Annotated in this window: 21 protein-coding genes and 1 pseudogene; 14 read left to right on the top strand and 8 right to left on the bottom strand. The window is 59.4% G+C overall.

Annotated features, from left to right (window positions below):
* Positions 1-29: 29 nt before the first annotated feature.
* Complete coding sequence (locus AAFG16_RS08005) at positions 30-836, top strand: enoyl-CoA hydratase-related protein (RefSeq protein WP_342738542.1); 807 nt, start codon at positions 30-32, stop codon at positions 834-836.
* 93 nt (positions 837-929) lie between these two features.
* Positions 930-2,384 carry an aldehyde dehydrogenase family protein gene (locus AAFG16_RS08010; protein WP_342738544.1) on the top strand — a complete coding sequence of 485 codons (1,455 nt, stop codon included), beginning with the start codon at positions 930-932 and terminating at the stop codon, positions 2,382-2,384.
* 31 nt (positions 2,385-2,415) lie between these two features.
* On the opposite strand, the gene AAFG16_RS08015 is transcribed toward AAFG16_RS08010, so the two are convergent.
* A complete protein-coding gene (locus AAFG16_RS08015) occupies positions 2,416-3,369 on the bottom strand; it encodes a LysR family transcriptional regulator (protein WP_342738546.1) in 954 nt (317 codons plus the stop codon).
* A 209-nt stretch (positions 3,370-3,578) separates the two neighbouring features.
* On the opposite strand from AAFG16_RS08015, the gene AAFG16_RS08020 reads away from it, so the two are divergent.
* The 7 genes from AAFG16_RS08020 to AAFG16_RS08050 all read left to right on the top strand — a co-directional run bounded on the left by AAFG16_RS08020 (position 3,579) and on the right by AAFG16_RS08050 (position 9,719).
* A complete protein-coding gene (locus AAFG16_RS08020) occupies positions 3,579-4,568 on the top strand; it encodes an ABC transporter substrate-binding protein (protein WP_342738548.1) in 990 nt (329 codons plus the stop codon).
* Between the two features lie 21 nt (positions 4,569-4,589).
* Positions 4,590-5,564: an ABC transporter permease subunit gene (locus AAFG16_RS08025; RefSeq protein ID WP_342738550.1), complete on the top strand. Its 975-nt coding sequence runs from the start codon at positions 4,590-4,592 to the stop codon at positions 5,562-5,564.
* Between the two features lie 703 nt (positions 5,565-6,267).
* Positions 6,268-6,786, top strand: coding sequence for a hypothetical protein (locus tag AAFG16_RS08030; RefSeq protein ID WP_244553930.1), 519 nt, complete (start codon positions 6,268-6,270; stop codon positions 6,784-6,786).
* Between the two features lie 63 nt (positions 6,787-6,849).
* Positions 6,850-7,254 (top strand): transposase, encoded by a 405-nt coding sequence (locus AAFG16_RS08035; RefSeq protein ID WP_080134401.1) that lies wholly within the window; start codon positions 6,850-6,852, stop codon positions 7,252-7,254.
* Positions 7,251-7,598 (top strand): IS66 family insertion sequence element accessory protein TnpB, encoded by a 348-nt coding sequence (gene tnpB, locus AAFG16_RS08040; protein ID WP_080134400.1) that lies wholly within the window; start codon positions 7,251-7,253, stop codon positions 7,596-7,598. Before AAFG16_RS08035 ends, tnpB begins: the two co-directional genes overlap by 4 nt.
* A 70-nt stretch (positions 7,599-7,668) precedes the next feature.
* Positions 7,669-9,297 carry an IS66 family transposase gene (locus tag AAFG16_RS08045; RefSeq protein WP_194482923.1) on the top strand — a complete coding sequence of 543 codons (1,629 nt, stop codon included), beginning with the start codon at positions 7,669-7,671 and terminating at the stop codon, positions 9,295-9,297.
* A gap of 50 nt (positions 9,298-9,347) precedes the next feature.
* Positions 9,348-9,719 (top strand): hypothetical protein, encoded by a 372-nt coding sequence (locus AAFG16_RS08050; protein WP_018643682.1) that lies wholly within the window; start codon positions 9,348-9,350, stop codon positions 9,717-9,719.
* A 41-nt stretch (positions 9,720-9,760) separates the two neighbouring features.
* Here AAFG16_RS08050 and AAFG16_RS08055 read toward each other — a convergent pair whose 3' ends face one another.
* On the bottom strand, positions 9,761-10,255 hold the full coding sequence (locus AAFG16_RS08055) for a hypothetical protein (RefSeq protein ID WP_342741118.1): 495 nt from the start codon (positions 10,253-10,255) through the stop codon (positions 9,761-9,763).
* Between AAFG16_RS08055 and AAFG16_RS08060 the strand changes: the two genes are divergently transcribed.
* Positions 10,188-10,430: a hypothetical protein gene (locus AAFG16_RS08060; protein WP_342740871.1), complete on the top strand. Its 243-nt coding sequence runs from the start codon at positions 10,188-10,190 to the stop codon at positions 10,428-10,430. The two genes, AAFG16_RS08055 and AAFG16_RS08060, sit on opposite strands and share 68 nt — an antisense overlap.
* Here the strand turns inward: AAFG16_RS08060 and AAFG16_RS08065 are convergent.
* The 4 genes from AAFG16_RS08065 to AAFG16_RS08080 all read right to left on the bottom strand — a co-directional run bounded on the left by AAFG16_RS08065 (position 10,392) and on the right by AAFG16_RS08080 (position 14,126).
* On the bottom strand, positions 10,392-10,628 hold the full coding sequence (locus tag AAFG16_RS08065) for a hypothetical protein (RefSeq protein ID WP_342741119.1): 237 nt from the start codon (positions 10,626-10,628) through the stop codon (positions 10,392-10,394). The two genes, AAFG16_RS08060 and AAFG16_RS08065, sit on opposite strands and share 39 nt — an antisense overlap.
* A gap of 754 nt (positions 10,629-11,382) precedes the next feature.
* On the bottom strand, positions 11,383-11,913 hold the full coding sequence (locus AAFG16_RS08070; RefSeq protein WP_038935046.1) for a DUF1003 domain-containing protein: 531 nt from the start codon (positions 11,911-11,913) through the stop codon (positions 11,383-11,385).
* Positions 11,914-12,211: 298 nt separating this feature from the next.
* On the bottom strand, positions 12,212-13,576 hold the full coding sequence (gene otsA / locus AAFG16_RS08075; RefSeq protein WP_342738556.1) for an alpha,alpha-trehalose-phosphate synthase (UDP-forming): 1,365 nt from the start codon (positions 13,574-13,576) through the stop codon (positions 12,212-12,214).
* 301 nt (positions 13,577-13,877) lie between these two features.
* On the bottom strand, positions 13,878-14,126 hold the full coding sequence (locus tag AAFG16_RS08080) for a hypothetical protein (protein WP_225004675.1): 249 nt from the start codon (positions 14,124-14,126) through the stop codon (positions 13,878-13,880).
* A 209-nt stretch (positions 14,127-14,335) separates the two neighbouring features.
* Between AAFG16_RS08080 and AAFG16_RS08085 the strand changes: the two genes are divergently transcribed.
* Positions 14,336-14,611, top strand: a complete 276-nt coding sequence (locus AAFG16_RS08085) for a hypothetical protein (RefSeq protein WP_342738559.1) — start codon at positions 14,336-14,338, stop codon at positions 14,609-14,611.
* A 28-nt stretch (positions 14,612-14,639) separates the two neighbouring features.
* Here AAFG16_RS08085 and AAFG16_RS08090 read toward each other — a convergent pair.
* Positions 14,640-15,032: pseudogene (locus AAFG16_RS08090) on the bottom strand (IS701 family transposase); the annotation flags it as partial.
* A gap of 132 nt (positions 15,033-15,164) precedes the next feature.
* Between AAFG16_RS08090 and AAFG16_RS08095 the strand changes: the two are divergent.
* From AAFG16_RS08095 to groL, 3 genes are all read left to right on the top strand, one after another.
* Entirely contained in the window at positions 15,165-15,431 is a 267-nt protein-coding gene (locus tag AAFG16_RS08095) for a hypothetical protein (protein WP_342738561.1), read from the top strand.
* A 346-nt stretch (positions 15,432-15,777) separates the two neighbouring features.
* Positions 15,778-16,095, top strand: a complete 318-nt coding sequence (locus AAFG16_RS08100; RefSeq protein ID WP_038958098.1) for a co-chaperone GroES — start codon at positions 15,778-15,780, stop codon at positions 16,093-16,095.
* Positions 16,096-16,234: 139 nt separating this feature from the next.
* Positions 16,235-17,875 carry a chaperonin GroEL gene (gene groL, locus AAFG16_RS08105; protein ID WP_342738564.1) on the top strand — a complete coding sequence of 547 codons (1,641 nt, stop codon included), beginning with the start codon at positions 16,235-16,237 and terminating at the stop codon, positions 17,873-17,875.
* Positions 17,876-18,485: 610 nt separating this feature from the next.
* Here the strand turns inward: groL and AAFG16_RS08110 are convergent.
* Positions 18,486-18,650, bottom strand: coding sequence for a DUF3309 family protein (locus tag AAFG16_RS08110; protein WP_018646276.1), 165 nt, complete (start codon positions 18,648-18,650; stop codon positions 18,486-18,488).
* Between the last annotated feature and the right edge of the window lie 194 nt (positions 18,651-18,844).

Genomic DNA, 18,844 nt, shown 5'->3' on the forward strand with positions numbered 1-18,844 from the left:
TCATCAAGCATCAACAGAAGGAAGCACAGATGCCGTCACCCTACACATTCGCTGATCCCCGGCTTGCCAAGCTCGACGGGTTCAAGGTCGAGATCGACGAGGCGCATGAGCGCGCCGACATCATCCTGGGAAGGCCGCCTTACAATGTCGTGGCGATGCCGCAGCGCGACCAGCTCCGGCTGACCTTCGAGACGCTGGATGAGGATCCGCGCATCCGCATCATTGTGCTGCGCGGCGAGGGCGAACACTTCTCCAGCGGCGGCAATATCGGCGGCTTCATGGAGGCGAGCCCCGAGCATGTCTCCAAGCTCGCGTGGAACATCGCAGCACCCGCGCGCTGCGCCAAGCCGGTGATCGTCGCCAACCGTGGCTATTGCTTCGGCGTCGGCTTCGAGCTGTCGCTCGCCTGCGACTTCCGCATCGCGTCCGAGACCACGCAATACGCGCTGCCGGAGCAGAAGCTCGGCCAGATCCCGGGATCGGGCGGCTCGGCGCGCCTGCAGAAGATGGTCGGCATCACCCGCACCAAGGACATCGTGATGCGCTCCAAGCGCATCTCGGCGAAGCAGGCGCTGGAATGGGGCATCGCCACCGAATGCGTGCCGGATGCCGAGCTGGAGAAGGCGACCGACAAGCTCGTCGACGAGCTTCGCACCTTCTCGCCCTTGGCGCAGCGCACGGCCAAGAAGCTCCTGAATGACACCGAGGATTCGACTCTGGCCATCGCGATCGAACTCGAGGGCCATTGCTATAGCCGTCTGCGCCAATCGGCGGATTTCAAGGAAGGTGTCGAGGCCTTCAACACCAAACGTGCTCCGAAATTTACGGGGCTCTAGGCCAGGAACGGACGTGACCCGGCGGGGAGACTGCCGCTCGCCGGGTTACGTCGTGCTGCGCGCCTCGCAGGTAACATCCAGGATCAGCAATTCATGATATCAATGCAGGCTCGCAATCTCGTCGACGGTCTTTGGCAACCTGCTCAATCCGGCCGGACGGTCCCGAGCATTGACCCGTCGACCCAGCAGATATTGGGATGCTATCCAGCAAGCGGACGGGCGGACGGAGAAGCGGCAGTTGCCGCGGCGCGCCGCGCCTTTGACCGTCCGGGGTGGGCACAGAATGCACGGCTCCGGCAACTTGTGATGCTGCGATGGGCCGATCTGATGGAGAACCGCGGCGAGCAATTGGCGCATCTCCTTACATTGGAGAATGGAAAGCCGCTCGCGCACTCGCGGGGCGAGATCGCCGCTAGCGTATCGGAGATACGCTACTATGCCGGCTTGACGCGCTACATTCCCGGCCACGTGTTCGAAGTCGAGCCAGGAGCATATTCGACCCTGTTTAAGGAACCGGCCGGTGTCGCCGGGCTCATCATCCCGTGGAATGCGCCTGCCGTGCTTTTGATTCGCGCACTTACGCCTGCCCTTTGCGCGGGCTGTACCGTCGTTATAAAGCCAGCGCCACAAACCGCATTGATTACTGCCGAGCTTGTAAAATGCCTCCACGAAATCGGCGGCTTGCCCAAAGGAGTCGTCAATCTTCTCTCAGAAGAACGGCATGAGGTTGCGCAATATCTCGTCACCTCACCCGAAGTGGATGTCATTAGCTTCACCGGTTCAAACGCGACGGGCCAGCGCATTATGGCCGCGGCGGCCCCGTCCATGAAGAAGTTGTCGCTTGAGCTGGGCGGGAAGTCCGCCTGCCTTGTATTTGAAGATGCGGACGTGGCGGACGTCGCCCCGAAGCTCGCTGCGGCAGCTACGATCATCGCCGGGCAACAGTGCACCGCGGCCCGGCGCGTGCTGGTCCATGCTTCGCGTTACGAAGACATGAAGGCAACGCTCTGTTCCGCGCTTGCACGTGTCAAGGTCGGGACCGGAATAGAACCAACGGTCGAGATGGGACCTTTAATCGATGCGGCCTCTCTGGAGAGCGTCACCAAACGGATTGCGGAAGCCGTCGAGCTTGCCGATGAAGTCGTTCTTCGCGGGGGACGGCCAGACGGTGATTGTTCTCGAGGGTTCTTTTTGACGCCGACCCTTGTCGCGCACCGCGACACAGCTGCATTCTTCGTCCAAGAGGAAATCTTCGGCCCGTTGGTGGTGATTGAGAAGTTTGAAGACGAAAAGGAGGCTGTCGTTCGGGCTAATCACAGTGAATATGGCCTCTCAGCCAGCGTATGGACCAACGACGGCGCACGCGCGATGCGGGTGGCACGCGCGTTGCGGAATGGCACTGTCTGGATAAACGACCACAACAAGCTGTTTGCCGAAGCCGAGACGGGTGGCTACCGTCGCAGTGGACTTGGCCGCCTTCATGGCTATGAGGCGCTGAACGATTTTGTCGAGATCAAGCACGTGTATCAAAATTGCGGTGTGGTGTAGAGGCGGGCGATCTCCTTCGATAACGGTACCGTCAAGTCCTTGTCAGCTCAGCCGCGCCTTGCATGGTCGACAACGGTTGGCCGGCGCTTCCTTCGATCTTAAGCTTGCGCTCCATAAAATCGAGAAATGCGCGCAGGCGTCGCGACTCCTTGCGCTTGCCGAGAAATGTCGCACTGACCTGCAGTGACGGACTTTCCCAGTCAGTGAGCACGCGAACCAGTCGTTTGGCTCTTACATCGTTCTGACACATGACGTTCGGAAGAATGCCAAGTCCGACTCCACCGATTACGAGTTCGCGTGCCACGCCGATGTGATTCACGGAGATCCGTCCGACAACGTCGATCACCTTGACACCAAGCCCGCTGCGGAAATTCCAGACGCCTTCGGCGCGCTGATGTTCGGTCACGATGCAATCGAAGCGTTCGAAATCGTCGACGCTGAGGGGAACGCCTCTTCTTTCCAGGAACGACGGGCTCGCATAAACGCCGCGCGTAATGCTTGCCAGGTGGCGGATGCCGCCATGCGTCTCGGGAAGAGTGCCCAATTGTACGGCCACATCGTAGGGTTCGACCGATACGTCGATCCACCGGCTGTTGGCGTCAATCACGAGGTGGATGTCGGGATAACTGACGGCGAATGCGGCGATTGCGCTGCTTAGCCAGCCGGTGCCGAAATCCACGGGCATGCTGACCCGGAGCATTCCCCGCAGCTCGGTTTGCATTCGCGTTGTTCCGAGACCCGCTTCCTCTATCTCGGCGGCGATGCGTTCGCAGTGCTCGTAGAGAGCTTGGCCGATGTCGGTCACTGCAAGCTTGCGGCCTCCCTTTTTAAAGAGGACGGCTCCGAGCTGATCTTCCAGAAACATCAGCTTACGGCTGACTGTGGATTTTGGAATATCGAGCTTTCTCGACGCGCTGCTGATGCTGCGGGCATTGACGACCTCGAAAAACAGCAGGAGCGCGTTAAGGTCCAATTTTCTGGTCATAGCCTGCATCCCTTCCACCCGGGATCCCATTCCGATTCGTCCCATATATGGAACGGTGTGGCGTCGAAAATGCGCTATCGTCCCGACTATGGCAAGCGTAGGGTCAATTCAAGGTTCGGACCGAGATCGGATTTGGTCTTCCGGACCAGGGCGCAGCGAAGCCAAAAAGCAAAAAAGACGCGGTCCACGCACCGATCCGGGAGGAGAAAATGGCGCACCTTTCTAGGCGAAACTTACTCGCCGCTGCGGCCGCGAGCTCACTTGCGCTGCCATCATCCGTCCGGCACGCGCTGGCAGCGGCGGATATCCGGGTGCGATGGGCATCGCTGCAACCGGGTTTTACGGTACTGCCGGTCCAGTACATTCTCGCCAACGACCTCGGCAGCAAGAACGGTCTCTCCTTTCCTGATCCGGCTCCGTATACGGCCGTATCGACCTACTACAACGACTTCGTCGCTGGAAACTACGACGTCTGCATTGGGAGTTGGGATACCTTCGCTGCCCGCTACCAGGCCGGCGTGCCCATCAAGTACCTCTGTACGATCACCGACGCCAACATGATCGCCCTGTTGGCGCCCAAGGGCGGCGTCGACAACGTGTCTCAGCTCAAAGGCAAGACGATCGCGGCCCTGCAGTCGACCGGTACCTATCGCATGGTCAAAGCCCTCATCAACGAGGCGTTCGCATTCGACATCGAAAAAGAGGCGACGATCCAGAACGTCGACAATCCTGCCGCGTCGGTGACGCTGCTGATGGCCGATCGAGCTGACGCGGCCTTGTCGTGGGAGCCTAACATAACGACCGGTCTGATGAAGAAGCCTGACTTACGTGTGATCTTGAAGGCGGGCGACGTCTACAAACGGCTCTCTGGCGGGCTGGAGCTACCCTATTTTGGCGTGGCGATCCGGAAGGAATTGGCCGATGCCAGTCCTGGCATCGCAGCGAAGGTCAGCAAGGTCTTCGAAGATTGCCTCAGCGGCATCAACGCGAATACGACGAAGGCCGTCGATCTGTTTGGCAGCAAGACTGGCATTGCGCCAGATACGCTCAAGGAGGCCATGAGTTCGAAGCGCCTCGCTTTCAACTACCGGCCTATGAGCGATGAACTTTCGAGATCGTCGATACTTCTTGCGAGCGAGTTTCTAGCGCGCAACGGCCTGCTGACCAGGCCGGTCGATCAAAACTTCTTTGCCGCCTGACCAATCATGACGGAAAGACCGATGTCCATTGCGGTAGAAGCCGATCGAACCTCGCGTCCGGAGCGATCAGTCGCTGCGGAACTCGTTAAGCCGCTGGCCGGAGTGGCCGCAGCGCGGAAGAATCCTGAGGGAAGACGCGATATTTTCGCGACGTGCGCTGTTGTCGTCGTCCTTCTTGCCGCAATGGAAATCACCAGCCGCTTCGTGCCGGACTACATCATGCCGTCGCCCGTGACCGTCTGGAACGCGGCAAGGGAGCTGTTCTTTTCGGATCCCTACCACGTTGCCGTCACACTCGCCCGTCTCGCCATTTCCGTCATGATTGCGATGGTTGCGGGGGTGTTGATCGGTCTCGCGATGGGAATGTTTCCTTCCGTTCGCCCATATCTGAAGGCCATCGTCGTTATCGATACCGGAATTCCCGCGCTGTCGTGGATGCTGATTGCGGTGTTCTGGTTCAAAAATCCGGAATCACGCATTTTCTTCATTCTTCTCGTCATCCTGCTGCCGTTCTACGCTCTCAATGTCTACGAAGGCGTACGCGCGTTACCGAAGGAGCTCGTCGACATGATCGAGAGCTTCCGCCCGTCGCGTTGGCAGGTGCTTCGCTATCTCATTCTCCCGCACATTGTGGCCTACATTTTCCTTACCACGAAATCGGTGATCGGCTACGCGATCCGCATGGTGATCTTCGCCGAACTCGTTGCATCCGCAGTCGGTATCGGCGCGCGAATGAACCTCGCCCAGTCGACATTTCGGATCGATCAGGTGCTGAGACGCGGGACGAGGAATAAGTCTTTGCCATCAACCGTCCACCTGTGCACGTCTACCCAGCCCAGAGATCGGCGTGGGAAGGCAGTTTGCCATTCCGAGTTGAGGACGCGTCCTATGTCTTGGATCGCGGTCAGCCGGTCACTTTCGGTGCGCCGTTGGGCTTTTTCGGTATCAGCCATTTCCTCATGTCAGCGGCAAAGCCAAGTTGTTCGGCTTTTCTGATGGCTTCGGATCGCATCGATCCGGCCGGCAACTTCTCTGCCCGTGCCAGAGCCTCAGATGCCCGGGCAGCCCAATCGTGACTACCGAGATCGTTGCGCGGCAGCTCTGTCATGTCATGATCCTTACTGCGGCCCTCGCAGGTGGCTGTGTCCCAATCGACAGCACCGGACTTCATCGGGTCGGCGGCTATCTGCGCCTCATGAATATGGGCGCACCTGATGCAACGCAGGGTCCAGTTCTCGAACCGAGCATGGGCCACCGCAACGTTTCGCACCTCTGTACGCGACTGCCATTTGGGACAACGAGGCTGCGCCGCCGCGCGAGGTGATAGGGTCTTTGCTTGTGATCGGGCAAACTTGCCCCCTGTGGGACAGGGCGGGCGCACTATCCAACTCTCTGTCACCGATGGGTTCCAACGGTCGGCGGTGATCACAGCAGTATCGACTCGGAGCGCGGCCCGCTGGTCAATATTGCTCACTCATGAGAATTTGACGGGATGATTGTAATCAGCTGTAGCGGCGAGCCTCTTTGAGAGACACGAGCGTTAGACGCCAACCATTGCCAACTAGCGCGGTCTTTTCGTACCAGTTTATTTGTGCCCTGGGCTCGTTATTCGAACCTTTGGTCCCCATATCTATGTATGTCTGATCAACCATCGAAGTTGGTCGGAATGGGCCGCGACTTTCAACGAAAGGGGCCCGGCATGTTTAAATCTCAGCAATATCGTGCAAAGGCAGTCGAGTACGGCGAACTGATTAAGCGTTCGATCGGTCCGGCTGAGATCCGTAAATTTCAACAACTGCAGGACCGACTTGCCTCGCTCGCGGATAACGAGCAGGGTCTGGCGGACGACTATGACAATGCAGTGCACGTTGCGGAGCAGGACGGATCGAGCGGCGCAGCCCTTGCGGCCGAAGAAGAGCTCGTTTTGCGTTGTCTCGGCGCGGCCATCATCATGCAATGGAACGCCCTGCCGACGACGCTGCGGCGAGAGATCTTCGACACCGCCGGGTCGGTCGGCAAGTTGTTGGAGACGGCGGCGCTCCGCGGGCAAATCGCCCGATTTCTGCATAAGCACAAGGATGATGCCGGTCGCGGCAAACTGCCTTTAACAGAAGGCACGCCTAGCGATGCGAGAACGGTCGCTCTGGCTCTGTCACGGTGGGACAACGAGGGAGGCGCAGTCCGCGACGTGGCTGCCGATGAAAATAGACGTCAATAACAGGGTCTCCCTCCGGTGAGGGCCGCCTTGTCGGGTTAATACCAGTGCTGTGTAACAGCCCTTATGGACAGCAATAAGTTCAGTGCTCAGATTGAACGGTTCGAGGTTGTCGAGACTGGCCGTCGCCGTCGCTGGACCGATGATGAGAAACTCAAGATCGTTCTGGAGAGTTTGCAGGCCCCGCGCGCGGTCTCGTCGACAGCACGACGATACGGCATCTCGCGCTCGCTCCTGTTGACTTGGCGACGATCGTTTGGGACGCGGACGAGCAATACTGAACAACCTCAGCCAGCGTTTGTGCCAGCGATGGTGATGCCGGACCAACCGCCGGCGCCGCCAGTAACTTTAGCGGGGCCAGCGAGCGGACGCATGGAGATTGTCGTCGGCAAGGCCTGTCGGGTGATCGTGGACGCCGGCGTTGATATGACCGCGTTGTCTCGCGTATTGGATCTGCTGGAGCGGCGATGATCCCGATCGCGGCAGGGGCGAGGATCTGGATCGCAACCGGTCACACTGACATGCGCAAAGGCATGCAGGGTCTGGCATTGCTGGTGCAGGAGGGGCTGGGGCGGGATCCTTTTGCCGGCGACGTCTTTGTGTTCCGTGGTCGTGCTGGCACCCTGATCAAAGCCCTTTGGCACGACGGGATCGGGCTGTCGCTCTACGCCAAGCGACTGGACCGTGGCCGCTTCATCTGGCCGGCGACGGTGGATGGCGTGGTATCGCTGACCGCAGCTCAGATGGGCTATTTGCTGGAGGCGATCGACTGGCGCAATCCCCAACACAGCTGGCGGCCGCAGAGCGCAGGATAGGTTGCGCAATAGTCCCGTGAGATTGCAAAAAGCGCACGCCAAATCGTCGCTTTTGTGATTCCATCGGTGCATGGGTGACGGTCCCCAGAAGCTGCCGGAAGACATTGAGGCGCTGCAAGCGGCGTTGCTGGCGACGCGCGCCGAACTCGCCAGCGTTCGCGCCCAGCAGTCCGACGACCATGCTCTGATCGCTCACCTGAAGCTGCAGATCGAAAAGCTGAACCGTGATCGTTATGGCCCTCGCTCGGAGCGTACCGCAAGGCTGCTGGATCAGCTCGAACTGACGCTGGAGGAGCTCGAGGCCTCAGCGACTGAGGACGAACTCGCTGCCGAAATGGCCGCGGCCAAGACGACGAAGGTGGCCTCGTTCACGCGCAAGAGGCCGTCGCGCCAGCCGTTCCCGGACCATCTGCCTCGCGAGCGGGTGCTCGTGCCGGGACCTGTGGCGTGCGCCTGCTGCGGCGGAGCGAGGTTGTCCAAGCTCGGGGAGGACATCACCGAGACGCTGGAGGTGATCCCGAAGTCCTGGAAGGTGATCCAGCACGTCCGGGAGAAGTTCAGCTGCCGTGATTGCGAGAAGATCAGCCAGTCCCCGGCGCCGTTCCACGTCATCGACCGTGGTTGGGCCGGCCCCAGCTTACTGGCGATGGTGCTGTTCGAGAAGTTCGGCCAGCACCAGCCGCTGAACCGTCAGGCCGAACGCTATGGCAAGGAAGGCGTGCCGATCAGCCTGTCGACCCTCGCCGACCAGGTTGGTGGCTGCACTGTTGCGCTGACGCCCTTGTTCCGGCGCCTCGAGGCCCATGTGCTGAGTGCCGAGCGATTGCACGGGGATGACACGACGGTGCCGGTCCTGGCCAAAGGCAAGACCGACACCGGCCGCATCTGGGTCTATGTACGCGACGACAAGCCTTTTGGCGGGCAGGCCCCGCCGGGAGCAGTGTTTTATTACTCGCGCGATCGCGCGGGCGAGCATCCCCAGGCCCATCTGGCCGGCTACAACGGCATCTTCCAGGCCGATGCCTATGGCGGCTATGGCAAGCTTTACGACCCGAGCCGCAACGTAGGTCCGATCCTGGAAGCGGCGTGTTGGGTCCATGCCCGACGACCGTTCTTCGTGATGGCTGATCTGGCGGAGAATGCGCGCCGCAAGGTACAAGGCAAAAAGCCAGCGGTGATCTCGCCTCTGGCACTGGAAGCAGTCCGTCGGATCGACGCCTTGTTCGAGATCGAGCGAGGCATCAACGGCGAGACGCCCGAACGGCGCCGGGCCGTCCGCCAGGAGCTGAGCGCGCCGCTGATGGCCGATCTGAAAGTCTGGATGCGTGAACAACGCGCCAAGCTCTCCCGGCGCAACGACGTTGCCAAGGCGATGGACTACATGCTCAAGCGCTGGGATGCGTTTACCCGCTTCCTCGACGATGGCCGCATCTGCCTGTCGAACAACGCCGCCGAGCGAGCCCTGCGCGGCATCGCCCTGGGGCGGAAGTCTTGGCTGTTCTGTGGCTCCGACCGCGGCGGCGACCGTGCCGCGATGATGTACAGCCTGATCGTCACAGCCAAAATGAACGACGTGGATCCACAAGCTTGGCTCGCCGACGTCCTGGCACGCATCGCTGCACATCCCGTACAACGGCTCGACGAACTTTTGCCCTGGAATTGGCGCGACCGAAATAAGCAAGTCAACCAAGCAGCCTGAGTGACCGCTACGCGGTCCTCACCGGATGCTTACATAACAGGAGGACTCCCATGTCATTTACACAGTTTCGAGTTGATGACGGACCACACACCATGGACGGGCTACGGCTTTTTGCTCTGGATGGAAATGAACGGGTCGAGGCGTTCATGGGCCGGAAGGTGATGGACGTTTGGGCGGAGTCTGTCGAGCATCGTGGAGGACGACAAAGTCTGTTCCGCGATCAATACAATGCGCTTGGCAGGCTGAACCTTGCCGCACTTCAGCGGATTGTGAGCGCGAAATACCAGCGAGGCGCCGCATTCAACCGCCAGCATCCCTTTGTCGAGGTTCTATTCTCTGACATTACGGAAAGCGGCGAGGCTTTGGATCTAAGTGAACTCGTTCGGGAGGCGTTGCCGCCAGCATTTCATAGACTGGCCTGAGACCTGGACCACGAGAGGGCCGCGACTGGAGTCATGTGCGCTCAGTACCACAATCGTAGAAGAATGACCTGCGCTTGGCGATAAGCAGAGCCGCGAAACCACAGCTCGGTCGTGGCGGCAAGATCCTGGAGGATCAGTACAATACGGTTTCGACTCACAGTACATTCAACAACAATTCGGAGAACAAGATCGATATCGACCCCGACAAAAGTGCCCAATGCGACCCGGAATGCCTCCTCGGTGGCAGCTCTCTTGATCAGCAGGATGGCCATCGTCGCCGAGCCGAAGCTCCGGATGGCGACGCCCGGCCTTTTGCTTTTTTGATACAGTTCGTTGCCCGTAGGTCTCGAGATCTTATGCCGACGCCGGGAGCGGGAGGAACCGATGTTCATTCGGGTACGAGATTCCCATTTTCGCTCTATCGTCAAGGCCGTCAGTTGGAGGATTACCGGTAGTATCGACACCTTCGTGCTGAGTTTCATCTTCACGGGCAGCGTAAAGGTTGCAGGCTCGATCGCCGGCGCTGAAGCGATCACGAAAAATGATCCTCTACTATCTTCACGAAAGAGCCTGGTCCGTCATTCTCTGGGACCAGCGAGGTCCAACCGGTGGCGAGTCCAGCTCAACCTGATTCGCGCTTCGGCTCACTGCGCAAGAGCGACTTCGGCCTATTTAGCAGTTGGAGGAGCGAGCGTCGACCGACATAAGTAAGTTCTGCAAAGCGTAGAACAGGAAGATTGCGGTTAAATTCTCTCTCTCGCGCGTCGACGCCGCCTGCCTGCCCCGATAGGCGATCTTTCTGTAGGCCTCGTTGGTGCTCTCTCGCAAAGCGATCAAAGTGAGCAGCTGTGTATTGAGATCCTTTGAAATGGATTGGAGGTAAAAAAGCTTATCGTCGAGTGACTGCATCGATCCGCCAACCCCCATTTTGGCGAAATATGACCTGAAACTCTTACAGCTGCTGGTCAATATTGACCACCCCCGGATCAATAGATAGCCGTTTTGGTCGCGGGAAGGTCAATTGGTTTCATCTTCCGCAACGAGGTGACCCAAAGCGGGAGTTATTCATCAGGTGCAGAATCGGCGTAGCGTGCTGGCATGCTCGAGCGGATTGCTTGTCCGAGCGCTACCCAAAGACGGCGACGCACCGAAGTCATCGCTTCCGCCAAATGGCAAGTCAGTGCCGGCGGTGAGCCCCGAGGGCGGAGGGGCACGTCCTGAGTCTTTCGAATATTGCCCAAGTTAGGACAGGCAATATTCTCAAACGGCTGGAACGATTGATCTTGGGACTTCTTGGTCCTCCGCAATCGGAGATCTTATCTTCGAGAACCAAGCCCACTGACCGGTCGACATTTTGCCCCAATGCCCGGCGGAAGGCTTAGCGGCCTCAGATGCCCCCGCACTGGGGCCGTTGCCTTGGCCGAGGCGAAGGTGTTCACGTGGTGCGAAAAACGACTTGACGAACTGCTTCAGGAACATCGCGAGCAGCCTGTGCCTTGACTGGCGGATCCGGTCGAACTTGGCGTCGCCTCGATAGTGTCAGCGCTACAAGTGCCCTCTAACTGACAACCTCGACGATAGAGCGGGAATGAAAATCTCGTGCCCGATAAACATCAGTGCTTCCCGCTTCCCTTCTGGTCCATGACAGACAAGTCGTCACCGCCTAGGTCTTACCCGGCACCGCTTCGGCCTCGATAGCCGCGACAAGCTCGGGCGCAAGGTGCGCGGACAAACGCTGAATGATGTTGAGTAGCTGCAAGATTTCTTGCTCACGCAAGGCGTCAATCTTGTTGTGCAGCAATTCGATCTCGAGTTCAGCCTTCACATTTATTCGGTAGTCGTGTTCTGCGTGCCTGCGGTCAATCTCAGATTGGCGGTTCTGGCTCATCATGATGATGGGCGCTGCGTAGGCTGCCTGGAAAGAAAGGACCAAGTTCAGCAAAATGAAGGGATAGGGGTCCCAATGGTTGATGAATGCTATCATGTTCAGAATGATCCAAATGCCAAGAAGGACGCTTTGGATGATGATGAAGCGCCAAGAACCAACTGTTTCAGCAACCCGGTCGGCAAGCATCGCGCCCGGCGTCAGTGCGAGCTTGGGTACGTTGCGGGCTGGCTTTTGCGCCCGAAGTTCTCGCAACCGCTCCTGATCTTCGGGACCTAGGTGCACTTTGTGGCTTTGCTCGTTGGTCATTCGTTGCATCCACAGTTAAGAGGGGTATGACGATCCGGTACAGGCCGCTTTGGGATGGGAAGCAGGAGAAGTGTACTACGTTGACGCGAAAGCGGAGAACTGTGGGCGACTTGCCTTTGGTCTATCTGGTTCAGCGCGACGATGAAGCGGATGCAAGTGGTCCCGTCACTCGTGGATCATTTCCGCCGGGGAGATGATTTCGAAGTAACACCTTATCGGCGGACTGGGGCAACCTCGTTGACGAACGAGATTATCGCGACTTGCTGCACCGATGCTACGTTCCGGACGACATCCCAAGTTAGCGGCTGAGAGCGCCAAGAAAACTCTCGCGCCACGCCGCAATGCTATTGCGGCGTAGTACCGCCATCATGGTCCGCCAACGCTCGCATCGCTCCCCAAGTGGCATCCTCAGCGCTGTCTGCAATGCTTCGGCGACGGCGTCGGGGTCATACGGGTTGGCGATCACGGCAGCGTCGAGTTCATAGGCCGCGCCGGCGAAGGGTGAGAGAATGAGCACGCCGGGGTCATCGGGGTCCTGTGCAGCGACATACTCCTTGGCAACCAGGTTCATTCCGTCGCGCAACGGAGTGACAAGAGCGACGCGACTGAGCCGAAAGAAGCCAGCGAGCGAGCGCTGCGAAAAGCTCCTGTTCAAATACTGGATCGGTGCCCAATCGAGTTCCGCGAAGCGACCGGCCACGTCGCCTGCCAGCGCACCGAGCCTCTGCCGCAGCGCACGGTATTCAGGAACGTCGCTGCGCGTTGCGGTGGCGATCTGCAGGAAGCGGACGTGGTTGCGGTACGCGGGATAGCCGTCGAGAAAGGCGGCGAACGCTTTGAACCGGTGCTCGAGTCCCTTACTGTAATCGAGCCGGTCAACCCCAATGATGAGCTTGCGCCCCCGGAGACTCTCCTGCAGCCGGCGTGCCGTTCGGGATTTCACAGCGCGACCGGCCATGTCGGCGATGGCTTCAGTATCGATACCAATCGGGAAGGCGCCGGCGCGTAGATCCCGATCGAAGGCGTGAACGTGGCCATCGGACGAAACCTTGCCGCCTGCGCGGCGAAGGATGGCGTCATGGAAGGCGGTCAAATCCTCCACCGTCTGGAAGCCGACGAGATCGTAAGCGTACAGTGATTTCAGCAGGTCGCTGTAGTGAGGAAGGGTCGCCAGCACCCCCAACGACGGAAACGGCGTATGCAAGAAGAACCCGATCCGTTGTGTGGCCCCGGCGCGGCGAAGTTCCTCGGCCATCGGGATCAGATGGTAGTCATGCACCCAGACGAGGTCACTCGGCCTGAGCAGGGGCGCGAGGGCGTCGGCGAGCAGGGCGTTCACCCGTCGATAGGCGGCCAAGTCCCGGCGGGTAAAGTTCATGAGGTCAAGGCGATAGTGGAATAAGGGCCACAGTGCCGCGTTGGAGAAGCCGCTGTAGTAGCCGTCATGGTCCGCGCGGGTAAGATCGACGGTAGCGTACGTCACTCCCTCGGTCTCAAAAGCGTTCGGCTCTGGTGTTGTTTCTCCAAGCTTGCCACTCCACCCGAACCATAAGCCTCCAGCCTGATGCAGAGCGTCGACGAGGCCGGTCACAAGCCCGCCGCTGCGCTGCGCAGCTTCCGCCGGCAAGGCGACACGGTTGGAGACGATGACCAAGCGGCTCAAGCGGGTTCCCTCCGCACTGTCAGGGTTGCGTCAAGCCCAGCCGCCAAAAGATCTCGGCGAACACGGCACCGCAAATGATCGAGCGGTGACATCCGCCGGAGCCCACATTCGCCTCGGTCCTCACGCGAAAATCCACAAGTCCTTCTACCGGAACCGATGGTCACGTCATCAGGCAATCTGGGCGCTTGAGGTCGGGCGCGACGCATGGACATTGAGCCGCAAGATCAGGGTGTTACTTGTAAAATACATAAATCCTCTCGCAGTAGATACTCTAGCGACGAGCTGGATTGTTGGGCGCTGTCTAAAGCTGATCTTCGCCAGGATTGCGCCGGCAGACGCCCCGGGTGTGCCTTTCGATCTCAGCCAGTGCGGCGTCGAGCGAGGCGTGCGGCCCTTGCTGTATGCCGGCCATAGTTTCCGAGGCGTGGCCCCCCGGATAGATCATGAATTGACGGGGAGCGCTTGCCGTGATGCGCCCCATCGAGCGGCCGAGCAGGTCCGTCAGCTGCCAAACCGTGCCTCCCTCTGCGGGTGTAACGATCACATCCATGGTGAACCTTGAGTCTGTACGCCGCGCGAACAAACCGTTGCAATAACTGATGGGCGAACTACCGAGTTCCGCGGCCGCGGCATTCTCGGTACTGGAAGGATTGGCGCTTCGGATCGCCCCGCGATCGAGCGAATGGCGCTTAATGCCGACATGTGCGACTATACAGAATGGTCAAAAAGAAAGGTCGAAGGCCAACGTCGGGAGAAGAAATGGCAACCGCTCTCGACCGTTGGGACGAGGAAGGCGGAGCGCAGGAGTTGGCGTGGCCTTTACCCTATGAAGCCAGCGATTTGCGCGATGTGGAGCTCAGAGTCCTGGAATGTCTGGGTGCCGCCCTTGTCAGCGAATGGAATGATCTGCCTACTGACGTCCAGCGCAGGCTCTTCGAGCACGCGGCCTCGGGCAAATCGCACGACGCCACCGTGTTGAAGACGCGGATCGCCCGTTTCCTGCACGATCATAAAGGCGCTTCGGGTGGGCGCTAACACGACTTTGGCAGATTTTTTCACGCCTTGCTCTTCGCTGACCTGTGTTCTGCAGTATCCGTATCGCGGATCTGATGGCTGAAGAATGAGAGCGACGATGGCGGGACGCGCGGCTGGCAGGTTGGGCTGAGGTGGTGGCCGTCGATTCATTTTTGCGCCCCGTCTTGGCAATGCGGAAGTGCTGCAAGAAGGCGTAAGCAATCATCGTCATAAGAGCGTGACGATGAAGACCGTGCCAGAACCGTCCCATCGCGCCATGACGGTTGTAGCCAACCGCCGCAAGTCTATCTCGGCTGGTAGATTTGCGAGATAGCATTTCTTCTCTCCGAGTCGCGATGCTTGCCGATCGCCAACTCGCATTTTTTCACTTGGCATCAGCAAGCATTTCGTCCGCCGGCATCTATAACAAATCCGCGATGTGTATTGCCTTGTGTTTGGTGACTTCGCAGCCATCTTATGATAAAGAGATAGCTAATCTCGGCACAGAGAGCACTGTAAACGGATTGCTTCACGATCGCGCCGATGCAAAGCCGTTTCTGAAGGATAGCCGATCATGACCATGCGCTCCCGACGCGAAACGGTCACCTTCAAGCATCCCTTCCGGATCAAGGGCATCGACCGCCTCCTGCCTCCGGGTGCCTACGAGGTCATCACCGATGAGGAGATGATCGAAGGATTGTCGTTCGAGGCGTTTCGCCGCGTTGCCACTATGATCACGGTGCCGGCGGCGCCGCCGCGCACTTCAACGGTGGAGAGGATTTCCATCAACCCGGTCGATTTGGCTGACGCTCAGCGCATTGATGCCGACGCGCCTCGTTAGTGACGAGCCACTCGATCTCGACAAGCACCGCTGAATGGCTGCACAAGAAGCGACCGACGTCCGGCGTATTCTGGCGCACGTCGAGAACAACGCAATGCCCCTGCGCGATGGGAAGCTTTCTTAAATTTGATGACGCGGCGTCCAACGACTTTCGCACCACACAGCTGGCCTTCACCGGATCCTTAGCCGCCGCGGTCTTGGCAGCTATTTCGTGATGCTCTGAGCGAATATCGTTTCGGGACGGTCTTGTACGTCCCCTTGCGGCGGCTTATGTGCTGATTAGCACTCGCTGGCCACGACTGCCATTTCGTCCAAAGCAACAACAACAAGAAAACAGGAGGGCAGCATGAAATTCCGTCCGCTTCACGACCGCGTTGTGGTCAAGCGTATCGAAGCCGAAGAGAAGACCACTGGCGGCATCATCATTCCGGACAGCGCCAAGGAAAAACCTTCGCAGGGCGAGATCACGGCGGTTGGCCCAGGCGGCCGCGACGAATCCGGCAAGCTGCTTCCCATCGATCTCAAGGTTGGCGACCGCGTCCTGTTCGGCAAGTGGTCAGGTACGGAGATCAAGCTCGATGGTCAGGAACTGCTGATCATGAAGGAAAGCGACATTATGGGCGTTCTCACCGAGCTGCCCGCCGCCAAGAAGAAGGTCGCCTAAGCGCCAGTCTGTTTTCCTTATCCCAAGCAGCCAGCGTCTCGAAGGAGAAGGATAAGGCCCGCAAGTTGAACTCACGTCCCTAAAGAGCTCGCCGAGTCGCGCGGTCTTTCGGATTTGACAGTTGAAAACGGAGATCATTATGTCGGCCAAAGAAGTTAAGTTCGGCGTCGATGCCCGCGACCGCATGTTGCGCGGTGTCGAGATTCTCAACAATGCGGTCAAGGTCACGCTCGGTCCCAAGGGCCGCAACGTCGTGCTCGACAAGTCGTTCGGCGCCCCCCGTATCACCAAAGACGGCGTCACCGTCGCCAAGGAGATCGAGCTTGAAGACAAGTTCGAGAACATGGGCGCGCAGATGGTGCGAGAAGTCGCCTCCAAGTCGGCGGATGCGGCCGGCGACGGCACCACCACCGCGACCGTGCTTGCGGCTGCGATCGTCCGTGAAGGTGCGAAGGCGGTTGCCGCCGGCATGAACCCGATGGACCTCAAGCGCGGCATCGACCTCGCGGTGGAAGCCGTGGTCGCCGATCTCGTGAAGAACTCCAAGAAGGTCACCTCGAACGAAGAGATCGCCCAGGTTGGCACCATCTCCGCCAACGGCGATGCTGAGATCGGCAAGTTCCTCTCCGACGCCATGAAGAAGGTCGGCAACGAGGGCGTCATCACGGTTGAAGAAGCCAAGTCGCTCGAGACCGAGCTCGAGGTGGTCGAGGGCATGCAGTTCGACCGCGGCTACATCTCGCCCTACTTCGTCACCAACGCCGACAAAATGCGCGCCGAAATGGAAGACGCCTACGTCCTCATCAACGAGAAGAAGCTGTCTCACTTGAATGAACTGCTTCCGCTGCTGGAAGCCGTGGTCCAGAGTGGCAAGCCGCTTGTGATTATTGCGGAAGACGTCGAGGGCGAAGCGCTCGCGACCCTGGTCGTGAACCGCCTCCGCGGCGGTCTGAAGGTCGCGGCCGTCAAGGCGCCGGGCTTCGGCGATCGCCGCAAGGCCATGCTGCAGGACATCGCGATCCTGACCGGCGGCCAGGCGATCTCGGAAGATCTCGGCATCAAGCTGGAGAACGTTACGCTCGCCATGCTCGGTCGCGCCAAGAAGGTGATGATCGACAAGGAGAACACCACCATCGTCAGCGGCGCCGGCAAGAAGGCCGACATCGAGGCGCGCGTCAACCAGATCAAAGCGCAGATCGAGGAGACCACCTCGGACTACGACCGTGAGAAGCTCCAGGAGCGTCTTGCCAAGCTCGCAGGCGGCGTCGCGGTGATCCGCGTCGGCGGCGCGACCGAGGTCGAGGTGAAGGAGCGCAAGGATCGCGTTGATGACGCGATGCATGCGACCCGCGCGGCCGTCGAGGAAGGCATCCTGCCGGGCGGCGGCGTCGCCCTGCTGCGTGCCTCCGAGCATCTCAAGGGGCTGCGCACCAAGAACGATGACCAGAAGACCGGCGTCGAGATCGTGCGCAAGGCGCTATCCTATCCGGCGCGCCAGATCGCGATCAACGCCGGCGAAGACGGCTCGGTGATCGTCGGCAAGATCCTGGAGAAGGATCAGTATGGCTACGGCTTTGACTCCCAGTCCGGCGAGTACGGCAACCTGGTCACCAAGGGCATCATCGACCCGACCAAGGTCGTTCGTGTGGCGATTCAGAATGCGGCTTCTGTTGCGGCGCTGCTGATCACTACCGAAGCCATGGTGGCCGAATTGCCAAAGAAGAATGCCGGCGGTGGCGGCATGCCTCAAGGTGGCGGCATGGGTGGTATGGATTTTTAAGTCCAACTCGTTCAGAGCTCAACAATAACGAAGGTCTGGCAGAAATGCCGGGCCTTTTTTGCAGGAACCAGCAAAAAGCGGCCGCCGAGAAGCGTGATGAATTCTCGCCGTTTCATGGATTTCCGTGAGGACGACGCCTTGTGCAATATCTCAAAACCAGCACTTTAACTTTGCCGCCGGGTGGCGGGTGAGAATTGTTACCAAACCAGTCAGGACGCACCCCACCGTTACTGGATTTTGGGAAGTGCATAGCTCCGCACTGGTTGGTCGCCCCCGTGATTAGACCGAAGACCGCGATCATCTGGGACGCGGGGATCATGAGTAGCAGGCCGGCTACGATCGAGACACCCGGTGCAATAGCGACCACAGCGAGCAGCAGCATAATAGGGCCGAAGGAGCGCTTGTGTAGGCGACCCATCAGCCAGCCCAGGGTAAAGCGATCTTGCCGGTGCCTCGTCGTGCAGCCGCTGCAGCAGGACCGAGGCAGGCACAAACACCCCTTCATCGGCGGGCATTGTCGGCTTCAGCTGGTCGAGCTCGTTGGGACCCGGTACGCCGGGGAAAGGAAATTTTGGGAGGCGCCCGGTCGACACAGCTGACCCTGCGAGGGTCAGAGCCGACCCAGAAGTAGCAATACGACGAGGATGACCAGGATGGTACCGATGACCCCCATCCCACCGTGGCCATAGCCGTAGCCGTAGCCGCCGAAGCGGCCGCTGAAGCCACCAAGCAGGAAGATGATGAGGAGGATGATGAGGATAAGTCCGATCGACATTGTCCGACTCCTTTGGTGGGACCTTGTGGATATTGGGTCTCACGGTAGTCCGAGTTGAGTGCGCGATCTTCAAGCTTCCGGCGACGACTGTCGGCGGCATCACTGGGCAAGTGCTGTGCTACTTCTTCTCGATTGAAATGCCACCCAGCGCGGCGGACGCGGAGCAGGAGGCAGTTTGAGCTTGAGAGAGGCAG

Source organism: Bradyrhizobium sp. B117, from assembly GCF_038969555.1.
GTDB lineage: Bacteria > Pseudomonadota > Alphaproteobacteria > Rhizobiales > Xanthobacteraceae > Bradyrhizobium.